This window comes from Wolbachia endosymbiont (group A) of Norellia spinipes (genome assembly GCF_964273535.1).
Genome location: NZ_OZ187006.1, coordinates 1,229,563 through 1,246,693, shown reverse-complemented (window position 1 = coordinate 1,246,693; position 17,131 = coordinate 1,229,563). Strand labels below are relative to the sequence as shown.

At 36.1% G+C, this 17,131-nt stretch carries 15 protein-coding genes and 1 tRNA gene; 8 read left to right on the top strand and 8 right to left on the bottom strand.

Annotated elements, in window-relative coordinates; translation table 11 throughout:
* Positions 1–14 precede the first annotated feature (14 nt).
* Positions 15–1,265 carry a citrate synthase gene (locus ACFZP3_RS06115; protein WP_386087047.1) on the top strand — a complete coding sequence of 417 codons (1,251 nt, stop codon included), beginning with the start codon at positions 15–17 and terminating at the stop codon, positions 1,263–1,265.
* A gap of 312 nt (positions 1,266–1,577) precedes the next feature.
* Here ACFZP3_RS06115 and ACFZP3_RS06110 read toward each other — a convergent pair.
* A protein-coding gene (locus tag ACFZP3_RS06110; protein WP_386086489.1) for an IS630 family transposase occupies positions 1,578–2,439 on the bottom strand; the annotation gives its coding sequence in 2 pieces (ribosomal slippage) (positions 1,578–2,115 and positions 2,114–2,439; 864 coding nt in all).
* Between the two features lie 893 nt (positions 2,440–3,332).
* On the opposite strand from ACFZP3_RS06110, the gene ACFZP3_RS06105 reads away from it, so the two are divergent.
* Genes ACFZP3_RS06105 through ACFZP3_RS06095 form a run of 3 tightly spaced genes read left to right on the top strand, consistent with a single transcriptional unit; the run spans position 3,333 to position 7,258 of the window.
* Positions 3,333–3,530 carry a hypothetical protein gene (locus ACFZP3_RS06105; RefSeq protein WP_386087046.1) on the top strand — a complete coding sequence of 66 codons (198 nt, stop codon included), beginning with the start codon at positions 3,333–3,335 and terminating at the stop codon, positions 3,528–3,530.
* A gap of 36 nt (positions 3,531–3,566) precedes the next feature.
* Positions 3,567–6,131 carry a DNA polymerase I gene (gene polA / locus ACFZP3_RS06100; protein ID WP_264687966.1) on the top strand — a complete coding sequence of 855 codons (2,565 nt, stop codon included), beginning with the start codon at positions 3,567–3,569 and terminating at the stop codon, positions 6,129–6,131.
* A 59-nt stretch (positions 6,132–6,190) separates the two neighbouring features.
* Positions 6,191–7,258 (top strand): hypothetical protein, encoded by a 1,068-nt coding sequence (locus ACFZP3_RS06095; protein ID WP_406719585.1) that lies wholly within the window; start codon positions 6,191–6,193, stop codon positions 7,256–7,258.
* A 37-nt stretch (positions 7,259–7,295) separates the two neighbouring features.
* On the opposite strand, the gene ACFZP3_RS06090 is transcribed toward ACFZP3_RS06095, so the two are convergent.
* The 5 genes from ACFZP3_RS06090 to ACFZP3_RS06070 form a co-directional block, all read right to left on the bottom strand.
* Positions 7,296–8,075, bottom strand: coding sequence for an exodeoxyribonuclease III (locus ACFZP3_RS06090; protein ID WP_386087045.1), 780 nt, complete (start codon positions 8,073–8,075; stop codon positions 7,296–7,298).
* Positions 8,075–8,782, bottom strand: a complete 708-nt coding sequence (locus tag ACFZP3_RS06085) for a uroporphyrinogen-III synthase (protein WP_386087044.1) — start codon at positions 8,780–8,782, stop codon at positions 8,075–8,077. The genes ACFZP3_RS06090 and ACFZP3_RS06085 overlap by 1 nt, the downstream gene beginning before the upstream one ends.
* Before the next feature lie 152 nt (positions 8,783–8,934).
* Complete coding sequence (locus tag ACFZP3_RS06080) at positions 8,935–9,318, bottom strand: hypothetical protein (protein WP_386087043.1); 384 nt, start codon at positions 9,316–9,318, stop codon at positions 8,935–8,937.
* A gap of 81 nt (positions 9,319–9,399) precedes the next feature.
* The gene (locus tag ACFZP3_RS06075) at positions 9,400–9,873 is read right to left on the bottom strand and encodes a hypothetical protein (RefSeq protein ID WP_264688469.1); all 474 of its coding nucleotides are present in this window, start codon (positions 9,871–9,873) and stop codon (positions 9,400–9,402) included.
* Positions 9,874–9,943: 70 nt separating this feature from the next.
* Positions 9,944–10,028: transfer RNA gene (locus ACFZP3_RS06070), tRNA-Leu, on the bottom strand.
* 62 nt (positions 10,029–10,090) lie between these two features.
* Between ACFZP3_RS06070 and tldD the strand changes: the two genes are divergently transcribed.
* From tldD to ACFZP3_RS06050, 4 genes are all read left to right on the top strand, one after another.
* Entirely contained in the window at positions 10,091–11,509 is a 1,419-nt protein-coding gene (tldD, locus tag ACFZP3_RS06065) for a metalloprotease TldD (protein ID WP_253309342.1), read from the top strand.
* 1,111 nt (positions 11,510–12,620) lie between these two features.
* The gene (locus tag ACFZP3_RS06060; protein WP_386087042.1) at positions 12,621–13,730 is read left to right on the top strand and encodes a PQQ-binding-like beta-propeller repeat protein; all 1,110 of its coding nucleotides are present in this window, start codon (positions 12,621–12,623) and stop codon (positions 13,728–13,730) included.
* Positions 13,723–15,111, top strand: coding sequence for a dihydrolipoyl dehydrogenase (gene lpdA, locus ACFZP3_RS06055; RefSeq protein ID WP_253309340.1), 1,389 nt, complete (start codon positions 13,723–13,725; stop codon positions 15,109–15,111). Before ACFZP3_RS06060 ends, lpdA begins: the two co-directional genes overlap by 8 nt.
* A gap of 2 nt (positions 15,112–15,113) precedes the next feature.
* Positions 15,114–16,046, top strand: coding sequence for a tyrosine recombinase XerC (locus ACFZP3_RS06050; protein WP_253309339.1), 933 nt, complete (start codon positions 15,114–15,116; stop codon positions 16,044–16,046).
* Here the strand turns inward: ACFZP3_RS06050 and ACFZP3_RS06045 are convergent.
* Together ACFZP3_RS06045 and ACFZP3_RS06040 are read right to left on the bottom strand one after the other, a co-directional pair.
* Positions 15,991–16,227, bottom strand: coding sequence for a hypothetical protein (locus tag ACFZP3_RS06045; RefSeq protein WP_386087041.1), 237 nt, complete (start codon positions 16,225–16,227; stop codon positions 15,991–15,993). The two genes, ACFZP3_RS06050 and ACFZP3_RS06045, sit on opposite strands and share 56 nt — an antisense overlap.
* A gap of 5 nt (positions 16,228–16,232) precedes the next feature.
* Positions 16,233–17,094, bottom strand: a protein-coding gene (locus ACFZP3_RS06040) for an IS630 family transposase (protein WP_386086489.1) whose coding sequence is annotated in 2 segments (ribosomal slippage) — positions 16,233–16,770 and positions 16,769–17,094 — 864 coding nt in all. Because the reading frame shifts where the segments join, the coding sequence is not laid out codon by codon here.
* Positions 17,095–17,131: the final 37 nt, after the last annotated feature.

Sequence of the window (17,131 nt, the reverse complement as noted above, 5' to 3'; positions counted from 1 at the left end):
AAGTAGCTTAAGTGATGGATAAAAAAGTGCTATTAGAACTAAGTAATGGATTAAAAATTGAGCTACCCATATTAAGTGGAACAATAGGTCCTGACGTGTTAAATATCAAGGATTTATATAAGACGACAGGATTATTCACTTATGATCCGGGGTTTGTTTCCACAGCTTCATGTTCTTCTTCGATTACATTTATTGATGGAGATGAAGGAGTTCTTAAATATAGGGGACATGATATAGCTGATTTGGCAGAGAATAATAGTTTTACTGCTGTGATTTATTTATTACTCTATGGTGAACTACCCAGTTCAGAGCAACACAAAAAATTTCTTCTCAAAATACAAGAATCATCCAAAGTATCAGAGCAAGTTACAAATGTAATCAAAGCATTTCCAAAAACTGCTCACCCTATGTCGATTTTAGTTGCATGTTTTGCAAATTTGTCAGCATCTTACCATGAAACACATAGCAACAATGTCAATGGTGAAGATTTAGATTTTGGAATTTCTGCAATAGCACAAGTTCCTGCAATTGTTGCAATGATTTATAGGCATATCAACAATCAGGAATTCATAAATGCTAACAATGAATTAAGTTACAGTGAAAATTTCTTAAAGATGATATTTGGCGATGCTGTTGATAATGATAAAAGCGCCCTTTTTGCAAAAGCTCTGGATAAAATATTTACTCTCCATGCTGATCATGAACAGAATGCTTCTACGGCGGCTGTCAGATTGGTGGGATCGGCTGGCTCTAATCTGTTTGCAAGCCTCTCTGCAGGAGTTGCTACACTTTGGGGACCAGCACATGGTGGAGCTAATGAAGCAGTTATAAATATGCTAAAAGAGATAGAGCAAAGTGAAGATATAGATAAATTCATCGAAAAAGCTAAAGATGATAAAGATCCATTTAAATTGATGGGATTTGGACATCGTGTTTATAAAAATTATGATCCGCGCGCGCGGATATTGAAAGACGCTTGTCATGAGGTTCTAAGTAAACTAGAACAAAATAATGAATTGCTCAAAATTGCAAAAAAACTTGAAGAAATAGCTTTAAAGGATGAATATTTTATCGTGCGTAAGTTATATCCAAATGTTGATTTTTACTCAGGTATAATAATGAATGCTATCGATATTCCCTCAAATATGTTCACGCCTATTTTTGCACTTGCAAGAACCACTGGTTGGGTTACTCAGTGGTATGAAATGATAAATGATAAAGAAACTAAGATCTGTAGACCAAGGCAACTCTATTTTGGTAAATAAATTTATTTTCACTTCATTAGACTTCTTGTATAACCCAAGCTAAGTAGAAAAAAGGTATAGCTAACACGTCATACCGTGATTTATTCATGGTATCTCTAGATCCCGCTAACAAGTAGCGGGATGACGAGATGCCACCGCGAACCTTCATACTGCCGCAGACCGTCATACCGCGATTCATTCGCGGTATCTCATCCGCTAACACGTAGCAGGATGACGAGGTTATCGTCATACCACCGCGAACCGTCATACCGCCGCGGTATCTCACCTGCTAACAAGTAGCGGGATGACGAGTTATAGCTCTTCTCATAATAGTCAGAATAAAAAAGCAGAATCAACAGCTTGACGGAAAGACTTAAAAATAGGGATATTTTTTCTAGCTCTATTCTTTATAGCAAACCAATTATGCTCAATTTCGTTAAAGTCTGGAGAATATGGAGGAAGATAAAGAATTTCAGCACCAACTCCTCTAGCAAGATTATCTATTTTTTTAGATTTATGGAATGTAGCGTTATCAAGAATTACAGTTTGGCCAGACCTTAAAATTGGAGTTAAAAACTGCTCAAACCAAGCCTCGAAAACATCCTTATTGCAGTATCCTTCAAAGGTCAATGGAGCAATGATCTTCCTTTTATTTAGAGCTGCAATCATACTGACACGCTGAGTTTTTTTACCTGATTTTAATGAATGAAACCTCTCTCCTTTTCTGCAATATCCGTATGGGTAGTCTTCTGTATTATCTATTCCAGATTCATCAATATATACAAGATTTTCATGACGTTTTGTTGCTATAACCTTTAAAAATTGAGCTCGCTTTCCTTCATTTCTTTCTTTATATCCGTAGGTCTTTTTTTCTTGTAAATCCAATATTTTTAAGTGCGCGGTGAATCGTTTGTCGACTGATATTACCCCAGAGTTTAGCCATCTCTGACTGAGTTTTGCCACCATGGTTTTTTGCAAATTTGGTAAAAACATTCCAGTCAGTAATTTTATGGTTATATCCTACGCTTCCAGGCTTTTTTGACTGAAAATCTCCCGTTTCCTTACGCCTTTTCTGCCACTCATATAGAGTCGTTTTTCCAATTTTAAATCTCTCTGCAACAGTTGCTCTACTTTCTCCTTCATCCAATGCCTCCATTGCTTTTTTCCTTAAATCGTAACTATACGCTGCTGGCATACAAACCCCACTACCATAAATCCATATCTTAACTTGTTTGGATTATTATGAGAAGAGCTATACTATACTACCGCGAACCGTCATACCGCGATTCATTCATCGTCATACCGCGATTCATTCGCGGTATCTCTTAGCATAGATCCCGCTAACAAGTAGCGGGATGACGAGTTACTATACCGCCGTGAACCGTCATACCGCCGCGGTATCTCTAGATCCCGCTAACAAGCAGCGGGATGACGAATTACTTAACCATCATCTACACCGTCATACCGCCGCGGTATCTCTTAGCCGCTAACAAGTAGCGGGATGACGAATTACTTAACCATCATCTACACCGTCATACCGCCGCGGTATCTCTTAGCCGCTAACAAGTAGCGGGATGACGAGATGCCACCGCGAACCGTCATGCCACCGCGAACCGTCATGCCGCCGCAGACCGTCATACCACCGCGAACCGTCATACCGCCGCGGTATCTCTAGATCCCGCTAACAAGCAGCGGGATGACGATTGTCGTTTAGCCACAAATATTAAGAAATTTACCAAATAAAAAAAAAGGCAAAAGAAGCCCCGATTAATATCTATTTAAAAACATTGGCGTTTTTTAAGTCTTAAACACTGCAATTTAGCTGCTTTTAAATACAACTTACCTTAGCTAAAATGTTTAAGAAATTTACTAAGCAGAAAAAAAGGCAAAAGAAACCCCGTGTTAGCTAGTTGTCACTCTCTAATCCTGCAAATTGGCGTACTATACTGTCTTAAACGACTTATAAGCGCGTTTCAGCTTATATAGGCAAAAACCTAGAAATGTTGTGAAGACATAAGGTGCATATAGTGCAAAAAATTAAAAATAAGACGCCAACTACGTTGTTTTCTTGCTGTTTAATCTGCACAGATGAAGATAACTGAATACCTTCAGTTTCATGATAAGGGGGCTGGCGGAGTTTGTCAAGTAGCTTTTTCGTTTCTATTCCCAATGTTATATGGTTATGCAAGAAGTCTAATTGGTATAACCATGCATGAATGCTATTTTCGGCAGAATCTCTTACAATGCTCAAAAGCAGAAAAACAAAAACTTGATTTTCGCAGCTAAATAGTGGACCATCAAAAGCACGCATAAATATCTACAATGAAAGAAAAAACTTTCACAATCATCGATGGCTATGGTTTTCTTTTCAGAGCTTACTATGTACTACCTCACTTAATTACCACAACAGGAATGCCAATAGGTGGTGTATATGGCTTTCTGAATATGGTTCTTAAGTACATTGCCCATTCGGACTACTTAACTATAGCACTTGATGCAGGAAAAAAGAATTTTAGGCACAATTTATATCCTGAATACAAAGCAAACAGAGTAACGCCTCCTGAGGATCTAATTCCACAGTTCACCATACTGAGGGAAGCGGTAGAAGCTTTTAACCTCAGCTATGAAGAAATTGAAGGTTATGAAGCAGATGACATAATCGCAACACTAGCTGCAAAATACGCCAACCACCAAGACTTTAAAGTGGTAGTCGTTTCATCAGATAAAGATTTATTTCAACTCTTGAACCACAATATTTTAATATTCGACCCCATTAAAAATATATATATAGATGAAAAACAAGTAATAGAAAAATTTGGTGTAAACTCACACAAGCTTCTTGATTTATTTTCTCTAACTGGTGATGCATCTGACAACATTCCAGGCGTTCCGGGAATAGGTCCGAAGACTGCAGCTAAATTACTAGATGAATTTGATTCATTGAATAATATTATAGAGAACATTGATAACATCGAGCAAACGAGGATTCGTAATATTCTTGCTGAACATAAGGAAAAAGCGCTAATTTCAAGAGAACTTTTATCACTATGCGAAAAAGTAGACCTTCAACATGATATTGCAAAATGTGAAGTTCGCCCTCCAAATATGGAAAAACTATTATCCTTTTTAAAGAAGTATGAATTCAATTCCTTAATAGGTAAAATAGAAAAGCTTTTTTCCTATAATGGATCTAGCACAAAAGAGAAAATAGAATATAGTAGTGAAGAGTTAGAGAAATTTTTGGAGCATTGTAGATATGAAGGCAAAATTGCAATTCATTACCACCTTGAAAACAATGTATTAAGTCTATCTTATAGCGAAAGTAATATTTTTTGTATAGAGCAAGATAGCATACAAAATGCACTCATTACAATCAACTCAACTTTACTCTCAAATGGGGTGCTTAAAATAATACATAACATTAAAGAGATGAGGAAAATCTTCCCTGCAGTGGAGAAGATGCTAGATTCAGTTGATGATTTGATGATAATGTCGTATAGCTTGGATACAGGAAAACATGATCACAGTATTCCAAACATAGTTGCGCATAATTTGAGTGAAAATGCAGAAATTTTCTCGGCAAAAACTTTAATAGCAATTCATGAAAAGCTAAAGCAAAGGTTATTTCAGGAAAAATTGTTCACAATTTACGAGCGCTTCGATAAGCCACTTATGAAAGTGATATTTAATATGGAGAAAAATGGAATATTGCTAAATATTCAAAAATTACAGGAGCTGTCCGATAAATTTCAGCAGGTAATTGCTGTACTTGAAAGTGAGATATATAATTTGGCAGGGGAGAAATTCAACATTGCGTCACCAAAACAATTAAGTGATGTTTTATTTAATAAAATGGGGCTTAATAAAAAGAAAAAGTCAAAATCTGGATCGTATAGCACCAATTATGAAGTTCTAGAGGCACTCGAAGAAGAAGGGGTAGAAATTGCAGGTAAAATTTTAAGTTGGCGACATTCAAGTAAATTGAAGAGTACCTACACTGATGCATTAATAAAACAGGTTGATCCGCTCGATGATAGAATACACACAAGCTTTTCAATAACTGCAACTGCAACTGGAAGGCTGAGCTCCAGCAATCCTAATTTACAGAATATTCCTATCAGAAGCGAAGAGGGAAATCTTATCAGACAAGCATTTATTGTGCCAAAAGGGTGCAAGATAATCTCTGCTGACTATTCGCAAATAGAATTGAGGCTCCTGGCACACGTTGCAAACGTTGCAGCATTTAAAGAAGCTTTTGCAAACGGACAAGATATTCACGATATCACCGCTAGGCAAGTTTTTGGAGTGCAAGAAATAGATGAGCAATTAAGACGCAAAGCAAAATCCATTAATTTTGGAATTATATATGGAATCAGCCCGTTTGGCCTTGCAAAACGGCTTGGAATTACCATTGCGGAAGCTGCTGAATACATTAATTACTATTTTTCCTGTTACCCAGAAATAAAGGCCTATATGGAAAAAGCAGTGTCTATCGCAAGATTGCATGGTTATGTAGAAACTTTGTTTGGCAGGAGATGCTTTGTAAGAGACATAAACAATACAATTCCTTATGTAAGACAATTTGCAGAAAGGGCAGCGATAAATGCACCACTGCAAGGAACTGCTGCTGATATAATAAAACGTGCGACGATTCAGCTTTTTGATCAGTTAAAAGTAGGTAAAATAATCCTCCAAGTTCACGATGAACTACTGGTTGAAGTAGAAGACGAAAAGGTACAAGAAACAGCAAAACTTATGAAAGACGTAATGGAAAATGCAATAGAAATTTCTATACCACTTGAAGTAGAAATAAAAATTGGCGACAACTGGGCTCTTAATTATGACTTAAACATGGCGGATTCTAAGAGTATAGATTATTTGAATTAATATGAAAAATATGCTACAATTAAAGTATAGTAAATGTGAGTAACTCAGTTATGACAAAAATATTAACTCCACAAACAAAGAATTTGGAGCCTTCAAATCAGGTAACTAACAAAGATGAGAAAGTTTTTAAATTTAAAAACGAGGAGCACCAGTTAATCTATCGTGCTTTCCTAGATACTTTAGAAAATCCAGAAACTCTAGAAAATCTAAAAAAGCAAACGAAACAGGAAATAGAAAAGAAGGAACAGAAATTGAAAGAAGAACTTCCAGATCGAGAAAAACAAGAATTACAGGATGATCTGAAGTCATTAGATGAACGATTAGAGCGATTACAGAATGGAAATGAAAAGAAAATTTTTACTTTTATATCAAAAAATCATGAAGGTATATTCAATAATATTAATCAAGAAGATATAAAGTTACTAAGTGAAGAAAACTTTTGTCAGCTTTTACTTTCCGTATTTGAAAAAATTAGAGAAAAAAATTTAGCTAGTGAAGAGAATTTAAAGAATGACAAAATAAAGCAAGAAGTAGCTGAATGTGTAGCTGATATACGCGGTACAGAAGCTAAAGATTCACTCATAAAGCTTGCTGGGTGGCCGCTTGGAATAAAGATAGACCCAAAAAATATTTCCAGCTCTTTTATGAATGGGGTGAAAGAAAAAATACCATTCTTAGGTAAAGATAAAAAAGAAGAGGATGAACCACCACTCAGTGATGAAGAGATGGCAACAGCATTCTTACGTAAGATTTTTCTTCCTATTTCTTTTTCCATTGCTTCAATATTAATTTTTGGTCCTACTACACTCGCGATAGTTGCTGCCGTTATTGGTACAATATTCGCCATAAAAGGGGGAGTGGAGGTTCTTTTTTCAAATGACAAAAAAGGTACTTTATATAACCCTCATTCACGAGATGAAAAGAAAAAAGAAGGATGGGATGGGAAAATTCTTGATGGTATTAGTAAAATTTTAGGATCCAAAGTTAATGAAACTGGGCAGGGTAATCAACCTGCTGTAACAACTGAGGAGCAACTTACTCAAAAGAGTGAGCAGTCTACTGTGCTTGAACAAGTTACTTTAGATCAGCAAAAAACCACAGGGCAGCAACCAAGTAAGACTACCTGAGTTTGCCAATAAAGTGAGTTGTGTAAGAGGTCTACTATTATTCTATAACGCATACAACAGGAGTATGATCAGACGGGTTTTCTAGCTTACGCAATCTATCATCTACGTAGCATGTTTCCAATTTATCTACAGCTCGTGGCGATAATAGCATATAATCTATTCGCATTCCTTGATTGTTTCTGAGTGAATTGCCTTGATAATGCCACCAAGTGAATTGTTGCAAATTGGGGTGGGATATTCTAAACGTGTCTTTAAACCCAAGATTCAAGATTGCTCTTAACTTCTCACGTTCTTTTATATGAAAGCACACTTGGCCATTCAATAAATTTGAATCAAAAACATCAATTTCATCCAGTGCAACATTATAATCGCCAGCTATAATAGTTAACTCTTCATTTTTCAACAAAGTGCTCATCCTTTCATATAGGTTATCAAAAAACTTGAGTTTATACTCAAACATATGAGAGTCTGGGCTTTGACCATTTGGAACGTATACACTTCCTACCCTTACCTTATGATTGGTGTGTTTTATCACACATTCTATATAACGTGCTTCTTGATGACTCTCTACAACATCAATTTTTAATTTTTCCAGTATCGGATATTTAGATAAAACACAAACGCCATTTCTTGCAACTTGTCCATAGATAGCATATTCATATCCTAACTTTTCTATCTCTACATAAGGAAATTGCTCTTCCGTACATTTTATCTCTTGCAGCAAAACTATATCTATCTGACTGTCAACTATAAAACTACAAAGTTGGTTAACTCTTTTACGTATGGAGTTTACATTCCAAGTTGCAATCTTTAGCATCAACAATCCTTATTAATTATATCAATTAAACTCTCCCCAGTAGGCAACCTCGATGTTATAATTTTTTTCCATTTGATTAACCTTAAACTATCAGAAATGTTTTTACTCATGGTATATGCAACTGTATTATTCATCACATGAGATAGCCCACTTTTTAGAACTAATGAACAAAATACCCTTGCTGTCTGTGAGGAAAAAAAAGCAACACTATCAATTTTACCATCCAACAGTAAATTTTTACACCTATTAGTTAGACTCCTTTTTATAATTGTTTTATAGAGTACAACTTCTCTTACATTAAAATCTTCTTCAGATAATCTCTTTTTTAGGTCACATGATACTTCTTGTCCCCTTATATACAAGAACTTTATTGCGTTTGAATAATGAGCTTTTATGAATGATATCAGACCATCAACGTTGCTGTCTGCTGAGATTATATCAGAAAATCCCAAATTTTTTGCAGCCTGCATGGTTGAATTACCAACTGTAATAATCGGAAAGTCATCCTCTTTGCATATTTGACTAAAAGCCTTTACACTGTTTTTACTTGTAGATATCACAACATCAAATTCGTACGCAGATATATCAGGATTTAAGTACTTTATTGTGAATACTGGTTCTATAAAAACTTTGTATCCATACTTTCTCAATATATTTCTTGTATTGAACGAATCCAATAAAGGCCTCGTTAATAAAATAGACTTCATTCTGATTTATTTCACTACTAGTAAAATAGTACCCTTTATACACAAATTACTGAATAAAAATTTTTATTTTGATGGCTTGAGCAACTATTCAAGTAATTGATGTTGAAATAAGGATACTCAGTCCCCTATTTACCACTAAGCTTTAAATTCACTTATACTTTTCTAATGCTAATTACATTGAACTCTGTTGAATCATTCCATTTACCTGGAGTTATATTGAATACTAATTCTCTCTCACCTAAAGATAAAGTTCCATTATCTATCTTATAGTTATTTGTATAACACTGTTCGATTCTGCTATCTTCTATCCTCTCTTCTATTTGTAAAGATTTTGGATTAAGCATTATATCTTTATGTACGTTTCCATCGGAACGTATATATGTATATAAGTTTTTGAATACCAAATTCTCATATGCATCACGTTCTACTACATATGTACTAAGATCTGTAAGATCTCGATTATCCGTATTATATTCAGATATTATATAATAAGCATTATCCTCAAAAAAATCTGGGTGACTGTTTAAAAAATCCATATACTAACCTCTTTTATTATTAAACTATTAATATTATAGCTAATATTCCTATACAAGTCAAATAAGTTAACTTGTTGACACTTAAACTGCTTTTACAGATGGAGAGAGGGTATCAGTAGGTTTTTCTGCCTGTGGTTTGCTGATCAAAGTCCGAACGATATTAGCTGCCATAAAGGTACAGCCTAGAATAAAAAAGGCAGTAGAAACAAAAGGAATGATAGGAGATTCGAGAGGCAATATAGATGCAATTCCTCCTATTAAAAACGAAACGTTAGATGTAATATCAAGACAGATCTTTGTTAGTTTTTTTTGTCCTGCTACACCAAGTTGCTTCTGCTGTAGGAAATGATCCTTTAATGACCATATATTTAAAGCAAACGAAAGTACACTTAATATAGTGCCGGCAATACTAAAATACAGACTTAAGACAGGAATACTAAAGGCTAATGCTGCTATATATCCAATAAAAGAAGCAGTAGATAGTGTAGTAACTAAGCGTTTCGAGTAAGTTCGTACCTTCTTTCTGTAGGCTAACTTATCTTTTTCACCATACATAGCATAAATATTACCTAATACGTTATATTGTAGCATTAATTAATTCAACAAGCAATATGGAAGCTAAAAGTGCCCGAGAGAAGACTTGAACTTCCACAACTTAAAAAGTTACTAGCACCTGAAGCTAGCGCGTCTACCAATTCCGCCACCCGGGCTTTTTATAGTTTACTATGTTAAAGTTAAATAATATACTTAAACAATTTTTAGTTCAAAGGTAATGCCAAATCTAGATCAAATATTTTTCGCTCAAAACAATGTTAATATTAATAACGTATATAAAATAGTCAATAACGCTTTGAGCAATAGCGATGGTGGTGAGCTGTTTCTAGAATTTTGCCAGTCGGAGTCCCTGATTTTCGATGATAACATATTAAAACACGTGGATTTGAATACCAGAAGGGGATTTGGTTTAAGGTCTTTTTGTGAGGATAGTACATCTTTCGTTTGTTCTTCTGAGATTAGCGAAAAAGAAATTAGTAATGCTGCTTCTATGGTAAAAAGCTCAGTGTCTTTAAACAAGACAAATTCAATAAATTTAAACGAAGAGACAAAAAGCCTATATTCGAGGATTAACCCTACAAATGAAATGGATCTGAATTCAAAGATTAAACTACTCAATGAGGTTAATGAGTATGTAAGGTCCAAAAATAACTGCGTGAAGCAAGTAAAAATAACTCTAAGTGGAGAATGGCAAGTCGTACAAATAATAAAGGGTGATCACAGATTAAGCGATATCAGGCCTCTGGTACGTTTTAATGTGCTAGTCATTGTAGAAAAGGATGGCCGTACCGAGAGAGGCTCCGCAGGACACGGTGGAAGGGATTCTTATAGTAAGTTTATTTCTGAGAAAAAGTGGAAAGAAGTTGCAAACCAGGCTTTGGAACAAGCACTGGTAAATCTTGAAGCAATTCCAACTCCAGCCGGAGAAATGACAGTTATTCTAGGTCCGGGCTGGCCGGGAGTATTGTTGCATGAAGCTGTGGGTCATGGACTCGAAGGCGATTTTAATCGTAAAGGAGTCTCAGCATTTTCAAATTCTATTGGTAAACAAGTAGCAGCTAGTGGCATCACAGTAGTTGATGATGGAACTCTGCCTAATTTGCGTGGTTCTATTAGCATAGATGATGAAGGTACTCCACCCAGTTATAATGTGTTGATAGAGGATGGAATTCTCAAAGGCTACATGCAGGATCATATGAATGCTAAACTCATGGGTGTGAATCCAACTGGTAATGGTAGAAGAGAAAGTTATAAAGAAGTTACTATGCCGCGCATGACAAACACCTATATGTTACCAGGGAAACATACGCCGGAAGAAATAATATCTAGCGTAAAGAAAGGTCTTTATGCAGTAAATTTCGGTGGTGGGCAAGTTGATATAACGTCAGGGAAATTTGTTTTTTCATCTTCAGAAGCTTACTTAATAGAAAATGGTAAAATTACACAGCCAGTCAAAGGAGCAACACTAATTGGTGATGGGCCAACAGTGCTAAAAAAAGTATCCATGGTTGGCAACGACTTAAAGTTGGACCCCGGTGTTGGCACATGCTCAAAAGATGGACAAAATGTGCCCGTTGGAGTTGGTCAACCAACACTCAAAGTCGACGCAATAACTGTTGGTGGAACTGAGATATAGATAAGGGCTAAAACGGGTTCCAGCGCATGACGAACAATTGTACAAACATTGTAGCCGTTATTCAAGTAGCCCGCAGAAACGAAAAAACTTACTTGACAAACTTCGCCAGCCTCCTTATTATGACAATAAGGGTATTTATGACTCAAAACTTGTTTTTGACCTGCAGGCTCAATGACAAAATTCAGTAAAAAACTTAGGGTATTTTTTGGCGGATTACATAAAATTATAGCGGCTGCATGTCTTTTAAATTTTTTCTACATTCAGCCAAATCGCGCTTATTTTAAGCGTTAGCACATTATTACAGCGCCACTTACAGTAATATAGAGTCAAAACTCGCACCACGGGGCTTCTTTTGCCTTTTTTTCCGCTTGGTAAATTTCTTAATGTTTGTAGCTAAAGCAATTTAAGAGACCGAAAATGGTGTCATTCCAGCGCGTGACGCTGTAATCTAGTCTTTATTATGCAGCCACTTATTTAAAGTTAAGTTTTCTGGATCCAAGTAGTCAAGCTACTCGGATGACAGCTACCCTGAAAACCTTCATCCCGCTACGTGTTAGCGGGATCTATGCTAAGAGATACCGCGAATGAATCGCGGTATGACGGTCTGCGGCGATATGACGGTTCGTGGTGGCATGACGATAACCTCGTCATCCCGCTGCTTGTTAGCGGGATCTATGCTAAGAGATACCGCGAATGAATCGCGGTATGACGATCTGCGGCAGTATGACGGTTCGCGGCGGCATGACGTAGGATTGCTGTCATCCCGCTATGTGTTAGCGGCTGAGATACCGCAAATTAATCACGGTATGACGCAGAGCTCGCGTTAGCTATACTTTTATACTCCAACTCAGTATCCAATCTGGATCCAAGTAGTCAAGCTACTTGGATGACATCTTTCTTCTTGGTATAAATTACTTTTATATCTCAATGTTCATACAGCTATGCACGTTGCCGCATAGTGGATGAGGTGTATTACCTCTAAGAGTATGATTTTTACATAATAATATAATATTCTGTTCATAAATCAATGTTTCAACGTACAACAAGAACATTTTCATTGTGATTAAGATTTCTAGTATGTATATTAATAAATCTTGTTCTCAACTAAGTAATGAAAGTAATAATTGTTATAATAATGTTATTGTGTAGCAGTTACACAATGGCAAGCGAGCGAATAAGTCTAGTGGATAAAAAACTATCTCAAGGATATGTAGCTCCAGTGCTTACAGAAGATAGCGTTATTTTATCAGACAAGCACGGCGCTTTATATTCCTTTGATATTGATAACTCAAAGGCTATGAATTGGAAATTACACCTCTCACGTAGGAAAAAAATTGGTAACATGAGCCTATCGCATTATGAAAAAAATGTTTTCTTTATAGTGGATAACACTTTACACGCAATAGATGCAAAAACTGGCAAGATTGAGTGGGAAAAAGAATTGAGAGCTCCAGTAAGAGGGAAAGCAGCAGTAATAAATAATAAATTGGTAGTATTGACTATTGATAATTATCTGTACGTGTTTGATATAAAAGATGGCAGCTCCGTTTGGGCTTATCAAAACGGTATCAATGAGGTTCGAGGTTTGTATTCCATATCGCCAACAATTTCTAACGATAAAATAATAGCACCATTTTCAAATGGTGAGTTAATAGCTTTTAATGAAGACGGTAAAAAATTGTGGAGCCAAAAATTGGCTACAAACCTTTTGGATACACAGCTCACAGATGTAACTACTACACCGAGAGTGCTTGGCGATACTTTAATAGCTACAAACAATTCTTATATTTATGGTATTGACGTGAAATCAGGAAATATTTTGTGGTCAAAGTCACTGCAAGTAAAAAGTGTATCAGACATTGAGTCATATTATAGTCCTCTTATTCCTGCAGAGAAACAAAAAGAAGGCGGAAGAATTTCTATAGTAACTGAAGATAATAAAATAATCGGCCTGGATATAAAAAATGGAGAAACAGTCTGGGCATCTGATTTAATAGAAAATACGCAATTGTTTGCTCCAATTGTGCATGCCCATACACTGTGGGTGACAAGCAATAAAGGTTCAATGCTTGCTTTTCCTGGATCTGAAAGTGCAGGAAAGGTAATCAAAGTACCTGGTAATGTGTTTCACACTCCAGTGTTTACTCACGATAAAATATATGTAACAACTGAGGGAAATGGTGTTTATTCTTTAGAAAATAGGTTTGTTCTTTATGATTGATTATGACCTGATTGTTATAGGTGGTGGTCCAGGCGGTTATAAGTGTGCTATCGCTGCTGCAAAACTTGGATTGAAAGTTGTCTGCATAGATAAAAATAGCATTTTTGGTGGTACATGCTTGCGAGTTGGGTGCATACCTTCCAAAGCACTACTTCATTCTTCCTATCAGTATGCTCACACGAAAAATGATCTGTCGAAGCTTGGCATAAAAATTAAGGATGCAAGTTTCGATTTAAAAGAAATGCTAGGCTATAAGGACGCCAGAGTTCAGGAACTTGGAAAAGGTATAGAATATCTGTTTAACCTTCACAAAATCACTAAAATCAATGGACTTGGGAAAATTACTTCTTTTGACCAAGGTAATCTTGAAGTTTCAGTTGAAGATAAGGTGCTGAAGACAAAAAATATAGTAATTGCAACCGGTTCTGACGTTATTTCTTTGCCAGGAATTAATATCGATGAGAAAAGTATTATTTCATCAACTGGTGCATTGTCTTTAACTGAAGTACCAAAAAAACTTGTCGTAATCGGAGCCGGGGCAATAGGGCTTGAAATGTCTTCTGTATGGAGGAGGCTAGGGTCTGAAGTCACTGTAGTAGAATTTTTTGACAGAATCGCTGCAGCAATGGATGGAGAATTAAGTAAGTCTCTACTTTCTAGTCTACAAAAACAAGGAATAAAATTTTTACTTAGCACTAAAGTTGAGGGAATAAAACAAAGTAGTAACTCTTTGAGTGTGAAAGTTTGCTCTGTAAAAGATAATCAAACAAACACTATAGAGGCGGATAAGGTATTGGTGGCAGCAGGACGCAAACCATGCACTGAGAATCTTAGTATTGATGAAAAAATAGAAAAAGATAATCGCGGTTTCGTTCAAGTTAACAACAGATATGAAACTAATGTGAAAGGAATATTTGCTATTGGTGATGTGATTGGTGGAGCAATGCTTGCTCATAAAGCAGAGGAAGAAGGAGTGGCAGTTGCAGAGATAATAGCAGGACAGTCACCTCACGTTGATTATGAAATTATACCATCTGTCATTTACACTCACCCTGCGGTTTCTTCGATCGGTAAAGCCGAAGAGGAACTCAAAAATGCTGGCTATAAGTACAAAGTTGGTAAATGTCAATTTGCTGCAAACGGCAGAGCAAAAATCACTGATGATGCTGAAGGATTCGTGAAAGTGCTGACTTGTAGCAGAGCAGATACAATACTAGGTGTGCATATCATAGGAGCATACGCTGATACGCTAATCAACGAAGCAGCGGTTGCAATGGCATATGGCGCAGCAGCAGAGGATATATACAGAATTTGTCATTCTCATCCTGATATAAATGAAGCCTTTCGAGATGCGTGCATCGATGCTTTCTTTAAAAAATAATTGTGGACCTCGGTTCAATCATTGAAAAATGGTATGAGTGGCTGAGGTGCAACAGATCTTATTCACCAAACACTTTAGAGTCATACATGAGGGACTTGAAGGATCTTATAAGTTTCCTAAATACTCACATTGGTGGAGAAGTAAATGTTGGTACTCTGAAAAATTTAAGTATACCTGAGTTAAGAAGTTGGCTTACCTCTCGTTATGCAAGAGGTGTGAATGCAAGATCTAACGCTCGTGCATTGTCAGTAATCAGAAATTTCTTCAAGTACATAAAAAACAACTACAATATAGACAATGAAGCTGTATTTTCCTTATCAAGGCCAATTCAGAGAAGAACTCTGCCCAAAGCATTATCAATACCTGATATAAAAACTTTGGTGAAAGAAATGAAATTATCTGACTTGAGCGAACCTTGGGTGGTAAAAAGAGAAATTGCAATTATCGTCCTGCTATATGGTACAGGCTTAAGAATCAGTGAAGCGTTGAACCTTGGGGTTAGTGATATTAACAATGAAAGTTTAATAGTAACAGGTAAGGGAGATAAACAAAGGCAGGTATTCATTCTTCCGGTAGTAAAAAAGTGTATACAGGAATATGTAAAAGCCTGTCCTTATCTTGGCATTAATAATGAAACACAATATCTTTTTTTGGGAGTAAGAGGAAAAAAATTGGGAAGAACTTATGTGGCTAATCGTTTGCAGAAAATAAGGAGAATATTAAATCTGCCAGAAATCTTATCTCCACATGCATTTCGTCATAGTTTTGCTACTCATTTGCTTCAAGAAGATATTGACATAAGATCAATACAACAACTGCTTGGCCACTCAAGCCTGGAAACCACCCAGGTTTACACTCACCTCAATTATCAAGATGTTTTTAACATGTACAAAAATTTTCAGCAGGGCCTGGAGAAGAAATCAAAACCTTTGTAACTTGAGGATTGTCGGTGGTACCACCAGGTCCTATATCTCGTTCATCCGCTTTACATAAATAATATCCTACTAAAAAAAGAACCAGTGCAACTGCTGTAAGACAAGCACCTATTACTAGATAATCGTATAAAATTGCTAAACCTACACAACCAGTCAATGCTCCAGATATAGCTCTTCTCATAATAGTCAGAATAAAAAAGCAGAATCAACAGCTTGACGGAAAGACTTAAAAATAGGGATATTTTTTCTAGCTCTATTCTTTATAGCAAACCAATTATGCTCAATTTCGTTAAAGTCTGGAGAATATGGAGGAAGATAAAGAATTTCAGCACCAACTCCTCTAGCAAGATTATCTATTTTTTTAGATTTATGGAATGTAGCGTTATCAAGAATTACAGTTTGGCCAGACCTTAAAATTGGAGTTAAAAACTGCTCAAACCAAGCCTCGAAAACATCCTTATTGCAGTATCCTTCAAAGGTCAATGGAGCAATGATCTTCCTTTTATTTAGAGCTGCAATCATACTGACACGCTGAGTTTTTTTACCTGATTTTAATGAATGAAACCTCTCTCCTTTTCTGCAATATCCGTATGGGTAGTCTTCTGTATTATCTATTCCAGATTCATCAATATATACAAGATTTTCATGACGTTTTGTTGCTATAACCTTTAAAAATTGAGCTCGCTTTCCTTCATTTCTTTCTTTATATCCGTAGGTCTTTTTTTCTTGTAAATCCAATATTTTTAAGTGCGCGGTGAATCGTTTGTCGACTGATATTACCCCAGAGTTTAGCCATCTCTGACTGAGTTTTGCCACCATGGTTTTTTGCAAATTTGGTAAAAACATTCCAGTCAGTAATTTTATGGTTATATCCTACGCTTCCAGGCTTTTTTGACTGAAAATCTCCCGTTTCCTTACGCCTTTTCTGCCACTCATATAGAGTCGTTTTTCCAATTTTAAATCTCTCTGCAACAGTTGCTCTACTTTCTCCTTCATCCAATGCCTCCATTGCTTTTTTCCTTAAATCGTAACTATACGCTGCTGGCATACAAACCCCACTACCATAAATCCATATCTTAACTTGT

What these genes read in the sequence shown, in the direction of transcription:
- ACFZP3_RS06115 (WP_386087047.1), top strand. Translation starts at nt 15, where the DNA reads ATGGATAAAAAAGTGCTATTAGAACTAAGTAATGGATTAAAAATTGAG.
- ACFZP3_RS06105 (WP_386087046.1), top strand. Translation starts at nt 3,333, where the DNA reads ATGAAGATAACTGAATACCTTCAGTTTCATGATAAGGGGGCTGGCGGA.
- polA (WP_264687966.1), top strand. Translation starts at nt 3,567, where the DNA reads ATGAAAGAAAAAACTTTCACAATCATCGATGGCTATGGTTTTCTTTTC.
- ACFZP3_RS06090 (WP_386087045.1), bottom strand. Translation starts at nt 8,075, where the DNA reads ATGCTAAAGATTGCAACTTGGAATGTAAACTCCATACGTAAAAGAGTT.
- ACFZP3_RS06085 (WP_386087044.1), bottom strand. Translation starts at nt 8,782, where the DNA reads ATGAAGTCTATTTTATTAACGAGGCCTTTATTGGATTCGTTCAATACA.
- ACFZP3_RS06080 (WP_386087043.1), bottom strand. Translation starts at nt 9,318, where the DNA reads ATGGATTTTTTAAACAGTCACCCAGATTTTTTTGAGGATAATGCTTAT.
- ACFZP3_RS06075 (WP_264688469.1), bottom strand. Translation starts at nt 9,873, where the DNA reads ATGTATGGTGAAAAAGATAAGTTAGCCTACAGAAAGAAGGTACGAACT.
- tldD (WP_253309342.1), top strand. Translation starts at nt 10,091, where the DNA reads ATGCCAAATCTAGATCAAATATTTTTCGCTCAAAACAATGTTAATATT.
- ACFZP3_RS06060 (WP_386087042.1), top strand. Translation starts at nt 12,621, where the DNA reads ATGAAAGTAATAATTGTTATAATAATGTTATTGTGTAGCAGTTACACA.
- lpdA (WP_253309340.1), top strand. Translation starts at nt 13,723, where the DNA reads ATGATTGATTATGACCTGATTGTTATAGGTGGTGGTCCAGGCGGTTAT.
- ACFZP3_RS06045 (WP_386087041.1), bottom strand. Translation starts at nt 16,227, where the DNA reads ATGAGAAGAGCTATATCTGGAGCATTGACTGGTTGTGTAGGTTTAGCA.